Here is a 19439-nt window from a genome sequence, read left to right as displayed (position 1 = left end):
CCGACCATGCTTGACCGACGGCTGCTCGCGCCGCATGCCCTGGCCACCTGGGCGGCGAGAACCCCGGACGCGCCAGCGCTGATCCACGTGGACGGCGCACGCCTGACCTACGCCGAGTTACTCGCCGAAAGCCACCGCTGGGCCACCTGCTTACGCGGGCTCGGAGTCGGCGCGGGCACCCACGTGGCGACGATGCTCCCCGACGGGTTCGATCCGCACCTGGCGATGCTCGGCCTGTCGTGGCTGCGCGCGGTCGAGGTCCCGCTCAACACCGCCTACGTCGGCCCGATGCTGCGGCACGCGCTGGCGGTGTCCGAGTCGACGGTCCTGATCACGACCAGCGCGATGCTGCCCCGGGTCGCGGCAGCCGCGGGCGCGGGCCCACGGGCGCTGCCGCTGCTCGCCACCGTGCTCCTCGCTGACGGCGCGGACGGTCTCGCTGACGACGCAGCCGGTCTCGATCGGGGCAGCGCCGGGTCRCTGCCATCCACTGTGGCGGTCGTCGACCTCGGCGCGGCGCTCGCCACCACCGAATCGGCGGCCGGTTTCGAGGGCCCAGCCGTGTCCGACGTCAGCAGCCTGCTGTTCACGTCCGGCACGACCGGCCCATCCAAGGCGGTGATCACTCCCTGGGGCCTGACCTACCAGATGTGGTCCTGGGTACCGGAGGACACGCTCGCCGCCGGGGAGGCGCTGTTCTCGGCCATGGCGCTGTTCCACAACTCCGGCCGGTCCGGCTTCAACTACGTGCTCGGCCGCGGCGGCTGCCTGGTGACGCGGCAGAAGTTCAGCGCCGCGCGGGTGTGGGACGACGTGCGCCGTCACGGCTGCGTCGCGCTCGCCCTCGTCGGCCCGCTGACCGCGCTGCTGCGCGCCGCGCCGCCCCGCCCGGATGACGCCGACAACCCGGTGCGCGGCGTCATCCTCGGCCCGATGATCCCGCGGATGGCCGACTTCGAGCGCCGCTTCGGCGTCCGGGTGGCGACCTGCTACGGCCAGACGGAGGTGGGCGCGCCGCTGGCCACCGGCTGGGACCACGGCCCGTGGGAGAACACCGGCACCCGCCGCGCGAGCTGGCCGGACTTCGAGGCGCGCGTCGTGGACGAGCGCGACGAGCCGGTCCCCGCCGGCCGGGTGGGCGAGCTCGTCGTGCGTGCCCGGGAGCCGTGGTCGCTGTGCCTCGGCTACCACGGGATGCCCGAGGCGACGGCCGAGGCCTGGCGCGGCGGCTGGTTCCACACCGGCGACGCGTTCCGCGCCGACGAGGCCGGCCACTACTACTTCGTCGACCGGCTGCGCGACACCATCCGCCGCCGCGGCGAGAACATCTCCTCGTTCGAGGTCGAGGCCGCGGTGGCGGCGCACCCCGGGGTGCGCGAGTGCGCCGCGGTGGCCGTGCGCACCGAGCTCGGCGACGACGAGGTCCTCGTCGCCGTCATCCCGACAGGCCCGGCGGACGCGGCAGGCCCAACGAACTCGACGGACCCGACAGACTTGGCGGACCCGGCGGCCGAGGGCTTCGACCCGGCCGGTCTGCTGGCGTTCCTCGACGGCCGGCTGCCCGCGTTCATGCTGCCGCGCTACGTCGACGTGGTCGCCGACCTGCCCCGCACCGAGACGACCGGCCGGGTCCGCAAGCACGAGCTGCGCGCCCGCGGCCTGCCCCCGACGGCCTGGGACCGGCTCGCCACCTCCCCCGCGTGACCCCGGCGGCGCCGCCTCGACGGCTACGACGGGCTACATCGGCAGGTAGACGTTCTTGGCGCGGACGAACTCGTCGAGGCCGGCGCGGCCGCCCTCCTTGCCGTACCCGCTGCGACCGAAGCCGCCGAACGGGGCGCTGGCGGGCAGCGCGGCGAAGCCACCCAGCGAGATGTAGCCGGCGTCGAGCCGGGCCGCGACCCGGTGGGCGCGGCGCAGGTCGGTGGTGTGGACGTAGCCGGCGAGGCCGTAGGGCGTGCCGTTGGCGAGCGCGACCGCCTCGTCCTCGTCGCGGAACGTCAGCACCGACAGGACCGGCCCGAAGACCTCCTCCTGGGCGATCTGGGCGGCCGGGTCGACGCGGTCGAGAATGGTCGGCGCGAGGAAGAAGCCATCGGCCAGCGCCGGGTCCGCCGACGCGTCCGCCGGGCCGCCGCCGAGCAGCAGCTCGCCGGCCGGCGTCGGCCCGGCGAGCGCCCGCCCGAGCATGCCGAGGATGCGGTCGCGCGCGGCGGCGCTGACAACCGGCCCGACGGCGGTCGCCGGGTCGAGCGGGTCGCCGACGGGCAGGGCGGCCGCGGTCACGACGGCCGTCGCCACCACCTGGTCGTGGACGGACTCGTGGACGATGAGCCGGGTCGGGAACACGCAGCCCTGACCGGCCATCCCCATGCACACCGTGCCGGCGAACCGGCCGGCCGCCGCGAGGTCCGCGTCGGGAAAGACGATGTTGCCGGACTTTCCGCCGAGCTCCAGGACGACCGGCTTGATGCTCTGGGCGGCGTCGGTGAGGATCGCGCGGGCGGCCCGCTGCCCACCGGTGAAGCTGATCTTGTCGACGCCCGGGTGGCGCACGAGCGCGGCTCCGGCCACCTCGTCGCCGGGGACGACGTTGACGACGCCGGCGGGCAGGCCGGCCTCCAGCGCCAGCTCACCGAACAGCAGGGACGAGAACGGCGCCAGCTCCATCGGCTTGACGACGACCGTGTTCCCGGCGGCCAGCGCCGCGCCCGCCTTGCGGGCGACCGACGAGATGCCGCCGTTCCAGGTCGAGATGATCCCGATGACGCCGTACGGCTCGGTGAGCGTGTAGTCGAACGCGTTCTCCGGGAAGATCGGGATGACCCGCCCCTCGAGCTTGTCCGCGTACCCGGCGTAGTACTCCAGGTAGTCCGCGGCCCGGCGGGGCAGCGCGGCCGCGGTCGCCGCCGGGACGGCGCACTCCAGGGTGAGCACGCCGCCGATCCGCTCGGCGTCTCGGCGCACCAGGGCCGCGAGCCGCAGCAGCGCGCCGCGCCGCCCGTCCGGCCGAAGGTCTCGCCAGCGCACGGCCGCGGCTCTCGCGGCGTCGACGGCGGCGCCGACCTGGCCGGGCCCGGCGAGGGTGACGGCCGCCTGCTCGCGGCCGGTCGCCGGGTTGACGTGCGCGTACGTCCCGGCGTCGCCGTCCGGGCGGTCGTCGCCGACGAGCAGCCGCCCCGGCGGCAGCAGTTCCTTCGCGAGAGCGGCGTGACGGTCCACGTCGACCGGCATCCATGCCTCCAGCAGAGCTCGATTCTGGTGGGAGTGCCGTCGATCCCGGTCAGAACGGGGACGGCAGGCGCTCCATCGGGACGGCGATGACGGTCGAGCAGTCGGCGGCGCAGGCGGCGCGCAGCACGGCGGGCAGGTCGGCGACGTCGTCTACCTGGACGCCCTCGGCGCCGAACGCCCGGGCGAGCGCCACCCAGTCGGGGTTGCGCAGCACGGTGCCGAGCTCGCGGCCCGCGTACTTCTCCCGCTGGTCGCGGTTGGAGTTGCCGTACGCGCCGTCGTCGAAGACCACGGTGACGGTGTGGATGCCGTGCTGGACGGCCGTCGCGAGCTCGTTGGACGTGAACAGGAACCCACCGTCGCCGACCACGGTGACGACGGGCCGGTCCGGCGCGGCGACCTTCGCGCCGAGCGCCGCCGGGTAGGCGAACCCGAGTGTGCCCATGTAGGAGGTGCTCAGGTACGTCCGCGGCTCGTACACCGGATACGCCAGGTGGCAGGCGTAGGCCACGGTCGTCGTGTCGGCGACGAGGATGCCGTCCGCCGGGATCCCGGCGCGCAGCGCGTCGACCAGCGCGAACTGCGGCCCGATCGCGTCGAGCTGGGCGCGCACCGCGCGCCGCGCCTCACCAGCCGCCGCCGCGCGGGCCGGGTCCAGCGGCCGGGCCGGGAGCAGCTCGGCGAGCGCGGCGAGCGCGAGCCGGGCGTCACCCGGCACCGCCATGGTCTGCTGGGCCGGCACGTTGCGCCCGAACGCCGCCGGGTCGGCATCCACGTGGACGACCTTCTGCCCGGGACGCGGGTTGATCCCCTGGACGCGGCTGCCCACGGCGAGGATCACGTCGGCGGACTCCAGCACCGGCCGCAGCCGCCGGTTCACCCAGGCCGTGCCGACGGACAGCGGGTGACGGTCGTCGATCGCGCCCTTGCCCTCCCGGGTCGTGACGACGGGGGCGGACAGCAGCTCGGCGACCCGGCGCAGCTCCTCGGCCGCCCCGGCGCCGACGACCCCGCCGCCGGCGAGCACCAGCGGCGCCGACGCGGCGGCGAGCACCGCTGCCGCCGCCTCCAGGTCCGCGGGATCCGGGACGACGGGCGCGGGGACGGCCGGCGCCAACGGCGGCGCCGCGGCGGTCGGCTCGGCGAACGCCTCCGGAGGGATCTCCACCTCGACCGGCCGCGGCACCCCGGCCAGCAGCTGGGTGAACGCCTCGTGCAGCGCGGGGGCGACGGCGTCCGCCTCGATCGCCCTGGCGGCCCACTTCGTCACCGGCCGGACGATGTCGAGCTGGTCGTGCACGTCGTGGAGCAGGCTCAGGCCGCGGCCGATGCCATGCCGGTTGATCTGCCCGGCCAGCAGGAGCACCGGCGAGCAGCAGGCGTAGGCGGTGGCCAGGCCCGAGGCGGCGTTGTAGACGCCGACGCCCGGGACCACCATCGCGACCCCGGGGCGCCCGGCCGTGCGGGCGTAGCCGTCGGCCATGTAGGTCGTCGCCTGCTCGTGCCGGGTGACGACGTAGCGGATCTCGGGGACGTCGACGAGCGCGTCGAGCGCCGCCATCAGCTGGTCGCCCGGCAGGCCGAAGATCACCTCGACGCCCTCGGCGCGCAGCTGCGCCGCCATCGCCGCGCCGCCGGTCATCGTCGCCGCGGGCGCCGCCGCCCGGTCGGTCACCGTCACGCCGCCCGTCACCGCCCCGCCAGTACCGATGTCGCCGCCGCCAGCGGCGGCCGCGGCGCCGGCGGATCGATTCCGGGCGGGCTCGCCTCTAGCGATCACCTCATGAATCATATATCTAATATGCAAAATGCGCGACCAGCCGGGGAGGGCACGACCTCATGACCACGACAGCCTCGAAGGTCGCGGTCGAGCGGCGGGCGGGCGCGCTGGGCGCGCTGGTCACCGGCGTCGACCTCGCCGCCGGCATCGACGACGAGACGTTCTCCGTCGTCCGCCAGGCGTTCCTCGACCACCAGGTGATCTGCCTGCGCGGCCAGGAGAACCTCACCCCCGCCGGCCAGCTGGAGTTCGCCGCCCGCTGGGGCACCATCTCGATCCACCCCTACGTGGCGTCGCTGGAAGGCCACCCCGGCCTGATGCGGATCTACGACCCGAACMCGGTCACCCAGACCTGGCACGCCGACACCACGCACACCGCCCGCCCGCCGGGGATCACCCTGCTGCTCGCGCGGACGATCCCGCCGTACGGCGGCGACACCATGTGGTCGAACATCCAGCGGGTCTACGAGGACCTCTCCCCCGGCCTGCGGGGGACCCTCGACGGCCTGCGCGCCGTGCACCGCGGCACCGAGCTCGCCGCGTCCGCGGGCCTGTCCGAGCAGGACGTCACCGTCACCCATCCGGTCGTCATCCACCACCCGGTGACCGGCCGCCCGGGCCTGTACGTCAACGGCAACTACACCGCCCGCATCGACGGCTGGACCGACGAGGAGTCCGCCCCGCTGCTGAGCTTCCTGTACGCCCGGGTCGGCCGGCCCGAGTACGTCTACCGGCACCACTGGCGGGTCGGCGATCTCGTCATCTGGGACAACCGGGCCACCCAGCACGCCGTCGTCGGCGACACCGCCGGCGCCGAGCGCACCCTGCACCGCGTCACCATCGAGGGCGGCGAGCCGGCGTGACCGGGACGAGGACGGGGACGGGGACGGGGACGGTCCTGATCACCGCCGCCGACCTGCGGGCGGCGCTCGCCGCGATCCTCGCCGGCTGGCGGGTCCCCGCCGAGCAGGCGGACGCCGTCGCCGAGCTGCTGGTCGAGGCGGACCTGCGCGGCGTCGACTCGCACGGCGCGCACCTGATGCCGATGTACGCGGCGCGGCTCGCGTCCGGGCACCTCACACCGCGCACCACGGTCACGGCCATCGCCGACGACGGGACGACGGCGATCCTCGACGGCGGCCTCGGCTTCGGGCAGCTCGCCGGGCTCGAGGCTGCCCGGCTGGTGTCGGCCCGGGCGGCCGAGCACGGCGTGGCGGCGGTCGCCGTCCGCGAGACCACCCACCTGGGGGCGCTCGGCGCCTACACCGCCCGGGTGGCGGCCGAGGGCCTGATCTGCCTGTGCGTGCAGAACGGGCCGACCTTCGTGCCGCCGTTCGGTGGCGTGACGCCGCTGCTGTCGACCAACCCGCTGTCGTACGCCGTCCCGGCCGGCGAGGAGCCGGCGATCGTCTACGACGTGGCGACGACCGCCGTGGCCGGCAACAAGCTGCTGCTCGCGAAGAAACGCGGCGACGCGGCCATCCCCACCGGCTGGGCGAACGACGAGCACGGCCGGCCGACGACGGACCCGGCGGCGGCGTCCGTGCGCCACCTGCAGTGGTTCGGCGGGCACAAGGGCTTCGGGCTCGCGCTGCTCGTCGAGCTGCTCGCCGGCGTGCTGGCCGGCAGCTCGTTCGGGACGACCGAACGCACCGCCTCCCCGCTGCACGGCGACGCCCGCGTCGCCAAGGGCGTCGTGTTCATCGCCATCGACCCGGCCAGGTTCGCCCCCCGGGCCGTGTTCACCGCCGCCGTCGACACCCTCGTCCGCGAGATCCGCGGGAGCGAGCGGGCCACCGGCGTCGAACGCATCTGGCTGCCCGGCGAGCCGGAGCACGAACGGGCTCGGCAGCGAGCCCGTGACGGCATCCCGCTGCCGGCGCCGCTGGTCGCGGAGCTGGACGAGCTCGCCGCCAAGGTCGGCGCGGCGCCCCCGCGGGTCCGCCCGGCGGGCCACGAGCAGCCAGGGGACCACGAGCAGGAGGAGGCCTAGATGGACCTCGCGCTGGACGAGACGGCGCTCGCGGCACGCGACCTGGTCAGGGCGGTGCTCGCCAGGCATCCGGGCCTCGCGCCGGCCCGGGCCGCGCAGCCGCTCGGGCATGACCCCGGGCTGTGGGACGACCTGCGCGCGGCCGGGTTACCCGGGCTCGCCGTCGGCGCCGAGCATGGCGGCGGTGGCGCCGGCCTGCACGCCGCGGCCGCCGCCGCCCTGGAACTCGGCCGGGTGCTCGCGCCCGTCCCCTTCGCCGAGCACACCGCCGCCGCACGGCTGCTGGCCGCGACCGCCCCGGACCATCCGCACCTGGCGGCCGTCGTCTCCGGCGAACTGGTGGCGACGCTCGCGCCACGGGTGCGCTGCGGCGTCGGCACCGCCGTGCCGGCGGGCGCCGTCGCCGGCGTGGTCCTCGCGATCGTCGACGAGACGCTGACAGCGACGCGGACCGACCCGCCAGGCGTCGCGACGCCGAACCAGGGCGACCTGCCGCTCGCCGACCGACCGCTGGGCCTGGGGTCGCCGGCCGCCGTGGTGCTCGGACAGGGGCCGGCGGCCGTCGCCGCCTTCGGCCGGGCCCGGCGGGAGTGGCTGACGCTCGCCGCGGCGTGGCTGGCCGGGCTGGGTGACGGCGCGCTCGACCTCGCGACCCGATGGGTGCGTGAACGCGTCCAGTTCGGCGTCCCGATCGGTTCCTTCCAGGGCGTCCAGCACGGGCTCGCCGACCTGCCGGGGCTCGTTGACGGCGCCGCGCTGCTCGCCCGCGAGGCAGCCTGGTGCCAGGACGCGGGGCGCCGGTCGTTGACGGGCGCGTCCGGTCCCGAGCTGGCGCTCATGGCCCTGCACTTCGCCACCGACGCGGCCAGGGCCACCGCCGGCCGGCTGGTGCAGTACCACGGCGGCCTCGGGGTCGCCGTCGAGCACGACGCGCAGCTGTTCTACCGCCGCGCCAGCGCCTATCCCCTGCTCGCAGGCGCCCCGCGCCACCTGCTGCGCGAGCTCGGCCAGCGCCTCCTCGGCGCCGCGGCCACCGACGGTTCCGTCGGGACGGTGGACGGCTCGATCGACGCCGGCGAGGGCGCCGGCGAGGGCGAGGGGTTCGGGCACCGGCCGGAGGTCGGCGCGTTCGCGGCCGAGGTGCGCGCGTTCCTCGCCACCTGGCTGACCGACGAGATCCGCCAGCGGATGCGCCGGACCGGGACCATGCACGTCCCCGCGCTGCACCGGGCCATGGCGGCCCGCGGCTGGCTCGCCGCGCCCACGCCCGGCGGGCGCGCCACCAGGAGCGTCTGGGAGCTCTCGGCCCTGTTCCGCGAGCTGGAGATCGCCGACGCGCCCTACCACGGCATCGCGACCACCATGATCGTGGCCGGGGTGCTCGACCAGCTCGCGGGCCCGGCGCTGCGCACAGGGGCACTGCCCCGGCTGCTGGCCGGCGAGGCGATCGCCGTGCTCGGCTACTCCGAGCCCGGCTCGGGCTCCGACGTCGCCGCCGCCCGCACCCGCGCCGAGCCGGTCGGCGACCCACCCACCGCCTGGCGGATCAACGGCCAGAAGATGTGGACCACCCTCGCCCACGAGGCCGCGTACTGCTTCCTGCTGGCCCGCACCAACCAGGACGTCCCCAAGCACCGCGGCCTCACGATGTTCCTGGTGCCGCTCGACACCCCGGGCATCACCATCCAGCCGATCCACACGATCGGCGACGAGCGCACCAACATCGTCTTCTATGACGACGTCGTCATCCCCGACGAGAACCGGATCGGCGAGGTCGACGGGGGCTGGCGGGTGATGGCCGTCGGGCTGAGCATGGAGCGGGGCGTGATGGGCGGCACCGGGATGCTCGAACCGCTCGTCCACGACGCGGTCGCCTGGGCGGCCCGGACCGGACCGGACGGGAGCCGGCCCGGCGACGACCCGGCCGTCCTGGAGACGGTCGCGCGGGCCCGCGTCGACGCGGAGGTCGCCTTCCTGCTCACCCGGCATACCGCGTTCCTGAGCGCGTCCGGCCAGTCCCCCGCCGTGGCGGGGACCGTGGCGAAGCTGTTCGCCTCGACGGCCTACCAGCGCGCCGCCGGCGAGCTGCGCGACGTCGCCGGGACGACGGGCATCCTGCGCGGCCTGGATCACGACGCCCTGGCCACCCCCGGCCCGGCGGACGCGGGCGGCACGGGCGGCGCGCTGGAACCAGCGGCCGGCGGGCAGATCGAGCGGGCGGCCCGGCACAGCGCCATGGTCACCATCCAGGGCGGCACCACCGAGATCGCGCGCAACCTCGTCGCCGAACAGCGCCTCGGCCTGCCGAAGGCCCGCGGCGGCACCCGCGCTGCCGGCGCCGTGGCTAACAGCGCGCCGGCGGCGACCGTGACGCCGGCCGGCGTGACGACGGCGTGAGCTGGCACGAGGGGCCGGGGCTCGGCCCGGACGCCGAGGCGTTCCGCGGCCAGGTCTGCGGCTGGCTCACCGACAGCCTCGCGCCGGCGCGCACCGCGGCGCATGCCGACCCCCGGGACCGGACCGGGCTCGACGAACAGTTCGAACGCCGCCTGCAGCGCGCGGCCGGCGCGCGTGGCTGGCTCGGGATCAGCGTGCCGACCGAGCTGGGCGGCGGGGGACGGCCCGCGTCGTTCGCGGCCGTCTTCGACTACGAGGCCGCGTACCACGACGCCCCGCTGGTCGACACCGCGTTGACGCTGGCCGGACCGCCCGTCCTCGCCTTCGCGAGCCCCGACCAGCGCGACCGGCTCGTCGGGCCGATGCTGCGCGGCGAGATCGAGATGTGCATCGCCTACTCCGAGCCTGGGGCCGGCAACGACCTGGCGTCCCTGACGAGCACCGCGCTCGCTCTCCCCGGCGGCGGCTACCGCCTGTCGGGGCACAAGACGCTCGTCACCGGCGGTGGCAAGGCGGACGTCTGCCTGACCGTCGCGCGCACGAACCCGGCGGTGCCCGCGCGTCGCGGCGTCAGCATGTTCCTCGTCGACACGGCACTGCCCGGAGTGACGCTGGTACCGCGGCGCACCATGGCCGGCTACGACCTGTGGGACGTGCTCTTCGACGACGTGGAGCTGCCCGCCGACGCCCTGCTGGGCACCCGTGACGACGGGTGGCGCCAGCTCAGCTACGCCGTCGAGCGGGAGCGCACCGGCATGTTCAGCCTCGGCTGGTGCCAGCGCCTGTTCGACGAGGTCCACCGCTACCTTGCGACCCCGGTCGACGGGGAGACCCCGGCCTGTGTGGGGACTCCAGCCTGTGTGGGGGCTCCGGCCGATGTGGGGACTCCGGCTGACGGGCACCGCCCGCTGGACGACCTGCGCCTGGCGGACGGGCTCGCCGCGCAGTGGACGCAGCTGCGCGACGCCCGGCACGCGGCGGCCCGCCTCATCCGCGAGGAGCTGGCGGGCCAGCGCAGCGGCGCGTCGGCGTCGGCCGCGAAGGTGCTGCTCACCGAGTACGCCCAGCGGCTGGCCCAGTTCGCGACGGAGGCCGCCGGCCCGGCGGGCACGATCGGGGGCACCCTGTTCGGCCCCGCCGCGCCGGGGGCGCCGGCGGCCGGCCGGTTCGCCTTCGAGTACCTCTTCCGTTTCGACGGCACCGTCTCCGTGGGCGCGAACGAGCTGCACCGCGACGGCATCGCCGCCTCGGCCCTCGGCCTGCGCGCCCCCCGCCCGAGCGCCGAAGCCAGGCAACCGGACCGCGTGCCGACGCGCCCCGGTCCGGCGGCACAGCGCCCGGGCGCCGGCTCGCTCGGCGACGCGGGCGCTCCAGGCGACGCACCCACGCTGCGCGCCCCGATCCGGGAACTGCTCGGCTCGTGGCGTCTCGGCCGGCTGGCCGGCGTCCAGTCCACGTCGCGGGGCTATGACGAGCGGCTCTGGTCGGCGCTGCTGCGCGAGGCGTGGCCGGCCGCCGCCGCGACCTCCGACGCCTGGCTGACGACGGCCCGGGTGGTGGCCGAGGAGCTCGGGTACGCGCGCTGCCCGCTGCCGGTCCATTCCGGGCTCGCGCAGGTCGACGCCGCCCTGTGGGCCCTCGGCGACGCCGGCGCCAAGCACCGGGAGGAGCTGCGCCGCGGTACGACCCGGTACGCGCTGTGCGCGCACGACGGGCTGGGATCGCCGGCCTGGGAGCGCGCCGGGGTGATCGCGCGGGCGGCGCCGGACGGCTCCTGGCGCCTGTCGGGCCGGGCACGGTTCGTGCCCTACGCCGACAGCGCGGACGTCTTCCTCCTGCCCGCCCGGCTCACCACCGGCCCCGGACGGCGTGGCCTTCTCCTCGCGGCCGTACCGGCGACCGCCGCCGGCCTGCGGCTTACGACGCACCGCACCCTCAGCGAGGACCACCTCGGCGACGTCGACCTGGCCGAGGTGGTACTCCGCCCCGACCAGGTCCTGGCCCAGGACGACACGGGGGGTCGCGACAGCGACCGCGCTGGCGATCGGAACGGCGGGGATGACGGGGATGGCGGTGGCGACGGGGCCGCCAGCCGGGCACTCGCCGCGGCACTCGCGATGGGGACCATGGCGCTGTCCGCGGAGCTGACCGGTCTGGCGGCGGGCCTGCTGCGCGCCGCCATCGACCATGCCCGCGCCCGGACGGCCTTCGGCCAGCCGCTGGCCGCGTTCCAGGCCGTCCGTCACCGGGCCGCGGACATGTACCTCGACGTGCTCTGCGCCCGCGACGCCACCGCCGCCGCCTGCGACGTGCTGACCACGACGGCGCCGGAGCCACTGGACGACCATGCCCGGGCCGTCGTCGCCGCCGCGAAGGTCACGGCCACGGCGGCGGCGCTACGCGCGGCCACCGGCGCCCACCAGCTGTGCGGCGGCTGGGGCCACCTCGACGACGCCGGCCTGCACCACTACACGAGGGCGGTCAAGGCCGCCGAGGGCCAGCTCGGCTCCCCGTCCTTCCATCGCGCCACCATCGCCCACCACCTGCGTGGATGCCACCCCGCGCCGGCGCCGAGATGATGGCGACCCGTCAACGGGCCGGGTCAGGCCACCCCCGGCCGGGCGCCGGCGCCGGCGCCCGCCGCCTCGGGCGTCTCGTCGGGCTCGGTCGCCGAGACGCGGGCGGGCAGCCGCAGCGCGAGCAGAACGGTCGCGACGGCGGCTCCGGCCGCGGCGATGAACGCCCACCGCATCCCGGCGACGAACGCGTCGGACTCGGCCGCGCCCGCGTTCGTGAGCTGGTCGGACCTGGTCTCCAGGATGACGACCATCAGGGCCGTACCGAGCGCGCCGGCCACCTGCATGATCGTGCCGAACAGCGAGCTGCCGTGCGAGTAGAGCTGCGGCGGCAGGGCACCCAGGCCGATGGTGAACACCGGGGTGAGCACCGCGGCCAACGAGGCCATCAGCACGACGTGCGCCGCGAGCAGCAGCAGATACGGAGTGTCGGTGCCGGTCCGGCTGAGCACACCGAGCGCGATGGCGGAACCGGTGGCGCCCGGAACGACGAGGGGACGGGCCCCGAACTGGTCGAAGAGACGGCCGACCACCGGCCCCAGCAGGCCCATCGCCAGGCCACCCGGCATCACCAGCAGCCCGGTCCTGAGGGAGCTGAGATCGCGCACGTCCTGCAGATACAGCGGCAGCAGGAACATCGAGCCGAGGAAGGCCATGTTCACGGCCGCCATCAGCAGCAGCGAGACCCGGAACGGGCGGTAGGTGAGCGTGCGCAGGTTCAGCAGCGGGCTGCCTGCCCGCTGCAGGCGTATCTGCAGCGCCGCGAAGGACCCGATCAGCGCCACGCCACCGCCGACGATCAGTGCCACGATGATCCCGTTGCGGGCGCCGACCTCGCTGAGCCCGAACAACAGACCGCCGAAGCCGAGCGCGGCCAGGGCGACGCTGGTCCAGCTCACGGAGCTTCGCTGGGTCTCGCCCACGTTCTCAAGCTGGCGCAGCCCGGCCACCGCGACGATGAGTGCCGCCGGGAGAACGAACACGAAGATCAGCCGCCACGACCCCAGCTGGAGGATGGCCCCGGACACGGCGGGGCCCAGCGCCGGCGCGCAGGACATCGCCATCGTGACGTTCCCCATCACCCGGCCGCGGTCCTGCTCGGGGACGACGGTCATCAGCGTCGTCATCAGCAGCGGCATCATCACGGCCGTCCCGGCGGCCTGCACGACCCGGCCGGCGAGCAGGACCGCGAAGACCGGCGCCACGGCGCCGATGACCGTGCCGACGCAGAAGGTCGCCATCGCGATCCCGTACGCCGTCCGGGTCGTCACCCGCTGCAGGAACCAGCCGGTCACCGGGATCACCGCGGCCATCGTGAGCATGAAGACGGTCGAGAGCCACTGCGCGGACCGCGGGGTGATGCCGAAGTCGGTCATCAGCCGCGGCACCGCATTGATCATGATGGTCTCGTTGAGGATCGCGACGAACGTCGCCCCGACCAGCAGCTTGATCACCAGCGGGGTCCGGCGCCGTGCCTCGCCGTCGGAGCCGGCCACCGTCCCGAGCCCGACGCCGGCCCTGCCCTCGCCCTCCCCGTCTCCCAGGGAGGTGGGGCCGCTCCCGCCGTCCCAGCGGGACGTCTCGTCCGATTGGAGGATCGCGGTCATCTCGGTCCTTCGGGTCGCAGGTGCTGGGGTCGGGCCGCCACGTGCTCGCTCCCGCCGGTCCGACACGTACGACAGATACGACCGGGCGTGGCCGGGGAACTCATCGGCGCGGCGGTGGCGGGCGGCCCCCGCCCGAGCCGGGCGGGTCCTGACAACCTTCGCCCGAACCTCCGACATTTTTCGGGTTGGCGGGCCGGCGGGCCGCGCGTTGGCGGACCGACGACGCTCACGTCCCGGCTGGCCGTGCGCGGTTCTGTCCGACCAGGTGGGCCAGCCGCAACCCGCCCTGGCGAGGTGGCCGGGCGGGAGCCGCCGACCTAGGGAGCATGGACGAGGCCAGGCGGGCTCGCAACGAAATTTGTGGCCGCGGAGTTCGGCGGCCAGCAGGCGGCGCACGGCCACTGCCACGGCGATCGGGCTGGGAATGCGCCCGCCACGTGGCTACGGTGAGGTCATGGCGAGCTGGGAGGATGTGCGCAGAATCGCGCTCGCGCTGCCGGAAACCGTCGAGGCCACCTCGCACGGCCAGTACGCCTGGAAGGTGAAGACGAAGGGATTCGTCTGGGAACGGCCGCTGGGCCGCGCCGACCTGAAGGCGCTCGGCGGCGCCGCGCCGGCCGGCCCGGTTCTCGGCGCCCACGTCGCCGACCTGGGCGTCAAGGCGGCGCTGATCGCCGACAACCCGGACGTCTACTTCACGATTCCGCACTTCGACGGCTATCCGGCGGTTCTGGTCCGCCTCGACCGGATCGAGGTGGGCGAGCTGGCGGAGCTCGCCGAGGAGGCGTGGCTCGCCCGCGCCCCCAAACGCCTCGCCCAGCAGTTCCTCGCGGGCCGCGGCTGACCGGGCGGACTGACTTCCGCCGAGGCCAATGATGGTGCCGCCGGCGGGGTGGGCATTCGCTCGAGCGGCACTAACCGAGGTCGGCGTCGGGGACGTAGCGGTCGGTGTCGAGAGGGCTGCCCGGGGTGGCCATGAACGTGTCCTGGTCGGTGATGCGGAACCCGGCCCCGACGAGGACCGCGGCGAGCGAGTGGGCGGCGAAGACGGCCAGGTGCACGGAGCGGGCGGCGCGGACGGAGCCCGCGGCTTCTCGGGCGGCGGCCAGCACGGCCCGGACCGTGGCGTCGGCGTCGTGACCGCCCGCCGGCCCGACGGCGCATCGGTCGCCGTGAACACGGGTGACGGCGTACCCGCCGGGCGTCCTCCAGGCGGCGACGCCCGGCTGGTCCAGGTACCAGGCGAGGTGCTCGACGCGGTGGCCGCCGCTGACCTCGGCGTCGAGCTCGGCGATGTCGTCGGCGGTGGCGGGGCGGATCTCGGCCGGGGCGTCGGGCAGCGCCGCGGCGCCGCCGCCCAGGTACCAGAGTGGCTGCCTGGGTCGCAGGCCCTGGCGTAGGTAGAGCGAGAGTGCCCGCGGGTCGGAGGATGCGAACGTCACCACGGGATGGCCGGGGCCGGGAAGCACTGCCTCCAGCAGCCGCCGGCCGAGGCCGGCGGACTGCGTCCCGGGGTCGATGAACAGGTCGCCCAGGTGGGTGAGGCCACCGCGGGTCAGTGCGCCCGCGAACCCGACCACACGGGCCACGCCGCCCGCGACGTCCGCGACGTCCGCGACGACGAGCCTGCCGGTCTCCCGTTCCAGGTCGAGGAAGTCCGGCTGGCTTGGCCAGGCGCCCAACAGGTCGAAGCCGGCGGCGATGCCCCGGACCGCGGCCATGTCCGCCGGGCGCGCCGCCCGTATGAGGGTCACACCACCATCCTGGCCACCGGACCGTCTCAGGTGCCCTTCTGGCCGCGGTTGCCGGTGACGGGTGAGCCGTTCGGCTGGCCGGGCGGGGGCGGCGCGGCACCCTCCGGTGACGTGGGCCTGGCCTGGCCCGGCGTGCTGCCGCTGAGCATGGTGCGGGCCATCTGGAGGGCGCTCGTTCCCTGGGAGAGCGCCTGGGCCAGAGCCTCGGAGAGGCCGGTCGCCCCGTTCAGGACGATCAGCTGGTCGATCGCGCCGAACGGCTTGGCCGCGGCCTCCACGATGGCCGGCCACTGCTGGGCGAGCTCCTGACCGATGACGGCGTCCTGGTTGACGGCGAGCGCGTCGGCACGTGCCTTGATCGCCTCCGCCTCGGCCAGGCCGTGGGCGCGCAGCGCGTCCGCCTCGGCCATGCCGACCGACCGCTTGGCGTGGGCGCTCGCCTCGCCGGCCTTGCGGGTCGACTCGGCGTCGGCGGTCGCCAGCAGCTCGATCTGCTGCGCCCTCGCTCCCGCCTCGGCGCGGACCCTGGTCGCGTTGGCCTCGGCGGCCAGCTGGATCTGGCGGGCGTCGGCCTCGGACGAGCTGATCTTGGCGTCGCGGTCGGCGCGGGCCAGGGTGGCCTTCTCGTACGCGCGGGCGTCGGCCGGCTTGCGGACGACGGCCTGCAGCCGCTGCTCCTCCCTGTTGGCCTCCAGCTCGGCGACCTTGGTCTGCTCGACGACGACCTGCTGGTTGGCGACGGCCTCGGCCAGCGGACCGGCCTGGGTGGCCCGGGCGGCGGCCTCGTCGACCTCGGCCTGGAAGCCGGACCGCTTGATCGAGCTGTTCCGGCTCGCCTCCGCCTTGAGCGCCAGGGCGATCTGCTCCTGCTCGGCGGCCTGCCGGTCGGCCTCGGCCTCGGCGATCCTGGCCTGGGCGGCCACGGCGGCGACATGCGGGCGGCCGAGGTTGTGGATGTAGCCGGTCKGGTCGTCGATCTCCTGGATCTGCAGCGAGTCGACGATCAGCCCCAGCTTCTCCATCTCGGTGCCGGAGCTCGCCCGGGTCAGCTGGGTCAGCTTCTCGCGGTCGCGGATGAGGTCCTCGACGGTGAGCTGGCCGACGATGGCCCGCAGGTGGCCGGCGAAGACGTTGTGCACCCGGGTGTCCATCTTGTCCTGCTGGTCGAGGAAACGGMGGGCCGCGTTCGCGATCGAGACGAAGTCGTCGCCCACCTTGAAGATGACGACACCGCGGATGCCGACCGGAATGCCCTGCTGGGTGACGCAGTCGATGCCGAGCTGGGCGGCCCGCAGGTCGAGGGACATCTTGCGGACCGTCTGGACCCCGGGCAGGACGAGCACACCCTTGCCCGTCACGATCTTGAATCCCAGGCTTTCTACCACCGAGTCGGCCGGACTCTTGCGCGCCCGCAGACCGGAGATAATCAGCGCCTCGTTCGGCTCGGCGACCCGCCACATCAGTCTGAACAGCCCCACCGCCAGCAGGACGCCAACCACGACCGCGACGATGGCAATGAGCAGCACGACGCCTCCAGGTTTYCCACGCGCCAGCCGAGCCCGGGCTCGGTGGCCGGACTTCCCGCCCGCCCGGGTCGGTTTCTCCTTCTACACGGAAGTGCGATCCGGACTGGCCGGGCGGAGCTTTGCGACCTTTCCGACCAGGAGCCGCGGGGCGCTTCCGGAGCGGAATTGTTACAGATGTCCGCCCGATTACAAGAGGATTCAGCCACGACGCCGCAAACGGGCGGCGCGGACCGTCACAGCCGGACGACGAGCACTGTCCGCGGCGGGAAATACTCGACGACGAGCACCCGTGAGCCGACCGTGATCGTGGCCTCGCCGTCCTCGGCATAGGCGTGGAAGGCCTCCGAGCCGCCGCGCACCGCCAGCATGACCTCGCCGACGGCCCCCGGCGCGATCTTCCCGGTGACCCGTCCCGACTTGCCGATCACCACGTGGTCAGCCATACCGCCCTCCGGATGACTACCGCTGGGCACGCACCGGTCAGGCCGCCTCGCCGCGCGCGGCTGGCCGGGCGGCGGTCTCCTTACGGGCGACGACACGGTAGACGTTCGACCGCCGGCCTGTCAGCAGCAACGGCAGCATCATCGCGTCCACGGCCGCGGCGAGCGGATAGAGCGGAACGGTCACCGCCTGGGCGGCGAGCCGGCGGGTGCGCCGCCAGCCGGTCGCCTCGTAGGGCAGCCAGGGCAGGGTCGGGTCCGGCTGCAGCTTCTGGGCCAGGTAGAAGACCGCGCCGACGGCGTCGCCGAACATGTGCGCCGGGCCGAACTCGGTCTTCAGGACCCGCAGCCCGCGTTCGGCGAGCGCCTTGACGAGCTCGTCGGGCGGGATGAGGTGCAGGTGCTGGGGCGGACACAGGCCGACCCAGAAACCGCGGAACAGGCGGAACGACAGCCCCTGCGCGTGTGGGACCTCGATGATCAGATGCCCGCCGGCGGGCAGGGCCGTGGCCGCCGTGTCGAGCTCGGCCCGCGGGTCGGGCGTGTGCTCCAGGTAGTGGAACATGCTGATCACGTCATAGCGGCCGGTGATGTCGTCGACGAGGTCGGGAAACATCTTGCGGTACGCGTGGCCCACCCAGCCGCGCCGTTCCGCCTCGTCGATCCCGTGGCCCATGTCGACCGCGTCGAACGTGACGCCCGGCAGCAGCCCGGCCGCGACGAGGCAGAAATGCCCGTACCCGGCGCCCACATCCAGCCAGCTGGTGGGCTTCGCCGCCGACGGCAGCAGCTTGGCCCGCGCCCGGTAGCCAAGGTCGGACGCGGCGAACATGCCCTCGATCTTCTCCGCCTGCAGCCCGTCGTAGAAGTCGCGGTAGTAGAAGTCGAGACCGGCGGGCGCGAGCCGCGGGTTCAGGAAGACGTGCCCGCAGGCGCGGCACTGGTCGTACCGGAACCGGCCGGGCTTGCGCAGGGTGATGTCGACGGTCTGGACGCGCGCCGCGAGCGCCGCCGACCCGCACCACGGGCAGGACTCACGCCGTTCCTCGAGCATCTCCGCCACCCCGGCGGTGATCTCCTCCTGGTAGAGCGCCCGGCGGCGGCGCTTCTCGGGGTCGGGCACCGCCAGCTCCCGACGCGCGCGGGCCGCCTCCTGCGCCGTCGCGCGGGCGGCCTGGGCGGCGAACACCGGCCAGCCGGCGAGCCTGCGGGCCGAGATGGCGACCGGGTTGCCGACCGCTGGGGAGAAACGGCCTGCGGCGACCGCGGCGGGCTGCGCCGCGGTCGCCGCCAGCGCCGCGAGGCCCCACGCCGGGCTCGCCAGGCACGAGGCCGCCACCGCGGCGGTGCGCGCCAGCGGCAGGAACGCCATCGACTGGTAGGGGTGCTGGCAGGCATCCACGCGCAGCCGGACGCGTTCCGCCGCGCCGGTCACGCCGCCCGCGCCGGTCACGCCGGTCGCCCCACCGCCGCGGGCGGCCGTCAGGCCCGGCACGATCGCCAGATCGGTCGTCGACGGCGCGTACTGCTTGAGTCGTCGCGTCAGCCTCGCCAGGTCAGGCGCACGGTAGTCGTCTCGTTCCTCGACGCCCGCGCGGGCGAGGATCTCGCGGTCGACGAGCAGTGCCTGGTTCGCTCCCCTGCCGGGCACGAAGCGGTTCGCACGGTACCGGGACGTGTCCACCAGCCGGGCGAGGTCGAGCACCAGCTCCGGCGCGAGATCCGCCGGCACGAGGTCGAGCACCTCGAGCCCGTGGCGCAGGGCGTGCGCGCTCGCGGCCCGGCGAGCGCCCTCCGACAGCCGCACCCCGGCCGCGATGAGAAAGACGTGTGCCCCGTCGACCGGGTCGGCGCTGTCGGCGGCCCTGGCGAGCCCCTTCAGGCGCCCGCGCAGCCGTGCCCCGTTCGCCAACACCAGGGCACATGTCGTCATCGCGAATAACCGGCGCATGAGGCACTCCTACTCGCAAGGTAGTCATGACCTTACAGATGCCCCCCGAAGCCGCCCCGGCCACCACCCCCCGCGATCTCGCCGCCCGACCTCCGTCGTCGGCACGCCCCAACCCCGTCTCTCACCCGGCCGGTTCGGCGCCGCCGGTCAGCCCTCCTCGATCACCCGCCGAACCGGCCCA

General features: G+C 74.9%; 13 protein-coding genes. 6 read left to right on the top strand and 7 right to left on the bottom strand.

Annotated features, from left to right (window positions below; all coding sequences use genetic code 11):
* Positions 1–6 precede the first annotated feature (6 nt).
* Positions 7–1704: an AMP-binding protein gene (locus BCD49_RS22325; RefSeq protein ID WP_007513945.1), complete on the top strand. Its 1698-nt coding sequence runs from the start codon at positions 7–9 to the stop codon at positions 1702–1704.
* Positions 1705–1737: 33 nt separating this feature from the next.
* Here the strand turns inward: BCD49_RS22325 and BCD49_RS22320 are convergent, their stop codons facing one another.
* Positions 1738–3234 carry an aldehyde dehydrogenase family protein gene (locus tag BCD49_RS22320; RefSeq protein WP_007513946.1) on the bottom strand — a complete coding sequence of 499 codons (1497 nt, stop codon included), beginning with the start codon at positions 3232–3234 and terminating at the stop codon, positions 1738–1740.
* A 49-nt stretch (positions 3235–3283) separates the two neighbouring features.
* Complete coding sequence (locus BCD49_RS22315; RefSeq protein WP_158072959.1) at positions 3284–5014, bottom strand: thiamine pyrophosphate-dependent enzyme; 1731 nt, start codon at positions 5012–5014, stop codon at positions 3284–3286.
* 59 nt (positions 5015–5073) lie between these two features.
* Between BCD49_RS22315 and BCD49_RS22310 the strand changes: the two genes are divergently transcribed.
* The 4 genes from BCD49_RS22310 to BCD49_RS22295 are packed head-to-tail and all read left to right on the top strand — an operon-like array spanning position 5074 to position 11983.
* Positions 5074–5877 (top strand): TauD/TfdA dioxygenase family protein, encoded by an 804-nt coding sequence (locus BCD49_RS22310; protein WP_071041856.1) that lies wholly within the window; start codon positions 5074–5076, stop codon positions 5875–5877.
* Positions 5874–7007, top strand: a complete 1134-nt coding sequence (locus BCD49_RS22305) for an Ldh family oxidoreductase (RefSeq protein WP_007513949.1) — start codon at positions 5874–5876, stop codon at positions 7005–7007. Before BCD49_RS22310 ends, BCD49_RS22305 begins: the two co-directional genes overlap by 4 nt.
* On the top strand, positions 7008–9404 hold the full coding sequence (locus BCD49_RS22300) for an acyl-CoA dehydrogenase family protein (RefSeq protein ID WP_007513950.1): 2397 nt from the start codon (positions 7008–7010) through the stop codon (positions 9402–9404).
* Positions 9401–11983, top strand: coding sequence for an acyl-CoA dehydrogenase family protein (locus BCD49_RS22295; protein ID WP_007513951.1), 2583 nt, complete (start codon positions 9401–9403; stop codon positions 11981–11983). Before BCD49_RS22300 ends, BCD49_RS22295 begins: the two co-directional genes overlap by 4 nt.
* A gap of 23 nt (positions 11984–12006) precedes the next feature.
* On the opposite strand, the gene BCD49_RS22290 is transcribed toward BCD49_RS22295, so the two are convergent.
* Positions 12007–13587: an MDR family MFS transporter gene (locus BCD49_RS22290; protein ID WP_007513952.1), complete on the bottom strand. Its 1581-nt coding sequence runs from the start codon at positions 13585–13587 to the stop codon at positions 12007–12009.
* A 454-nt stretch (positions 13588–14041) separates the two neighbouring features.
* Here BCD49_RS22290 and BCD49_RS22285 point away from each other — a divergent pair, with 454 nt between their 5' ends.
* Positions 14042–14431, top strand: a complete 390-nt coding sequence (locus tag BCD49_RS22285; protein ID WP_007513953.1) for an MmcQ/YjbR family DNA-binding protein — start codon at positions 14042–14044, stop codon at positions 14429–14431.
* 70 nt (positions 14432–14501) lie between these two features.
* On the opposite strand, the gene BCD49_RS22280 is transcribed toward BCD49_RS22285, so the two are convergent.
* From BCD49_RS22280 to BCD49_RS22265, 4 genes are all read right to left on the bottom strand, one after another.
* Positions 14502–15341, bottom strand: a complete 840-nt coding sequence (locus BCD49_RS22280) for a GNAT family N-acetyltransferase (protein WP_007513954.1) — start codon at positions 15339–15341, stop codon at positions 14502–14504.
* 26 nt (positions 15342–15367) lie between these two features.
* Positions 15368–16801, bottom strand: a complete 1434-nt coding sequence (locus BCD49_RS22275) for an SPFH domain-containing protein (RefSeq protein WP_442960519.1) — start codon at positions 16799–16801, stop codon at positions 15368–15370.
* A 299-nt stretch (positions 16802–17100) separates the two neighbouring features.
* On the bottom strand, positions 17101–17310 hold the full coding sequence (locus tag BCD49_RS22270; RefSeq protein WP_007513956.1) for a hypothetical protein: 210 nt from the start codon (positions 17308–17310) through the stop codon (positions 17101–17103).
* Positions 17311–17347: 37 nt separating this feature from the next.
* Positions 17348–19258 carry a class I SAM-dependent methyltransferase gene (locus BCD49_RS22265; RefSeq protein ID WP_007513957.1) on the bottom strand — a complete coding sequence of 637 codons (1911 nt, stop codon included), beginning with the start codon at positions 19256–19258 and terminating at the stop codon, positions 17348–17350.
* Between the last annotated feature and the right edge of the window lie 181 nt (positions 19259–19439).

Source organism: Pseudofrankia sp. EUN1h (genome assembly GCF_001854645.1).
GTDB lineage: Bacteria > Actinomycetota > Actinomycetes > Frankiales > Frankiaceae > Pseudofrankia > Pseudofrankia saprophytica.
This window is presented reverse-complemented; position numbering and strand designations above follow the sequence as displayed.

Coding starts and splice junctions, on each gene's coding strand:
- BCD49_RS22320 (WP_007513946.1), bottom strand. CDS start 3,234: ATGCCGGTCGACGTGGACCGTCACGCCGCTCTCGCGAAGGAACTGCTG.
- BCD49_RS22300 (WP_007513950.1), top strand. CDS start 7,008: ATGGACCTCGCGCTGGACGAGACGGCGCTCGCGGCACGCGACCTGGTC.
- BCD49_RS22290 (WP_007513952.1), bottom strand. CDS start 13,587: ATGACCGCGATCCTCCAATCGGACGAGACGTCCCGCTGGGACGGCGGG.
- BCD49_RS22285 (WP_007513953.1), top strand. CDS start 14,042: ATGGCGAGCTGGGAGGATGTGCGCAGAATCGCGCTCGCGCTGCCGGAA.
- BCD49_RS22270 (WP_007513956.1), bottom strand. CDS start 17,310: ATGGCTGACCACGTGGTGATCGGCAAGTCGGGACGGGTCACCGGGAAG.
- BCD49_RS22265 (WP_007513957.1), bottom strand. CDS start 19,258: ATGCGCCGGTTATTCGCGATGACGACATGTGCCCTGGTGTTGGCGAAC.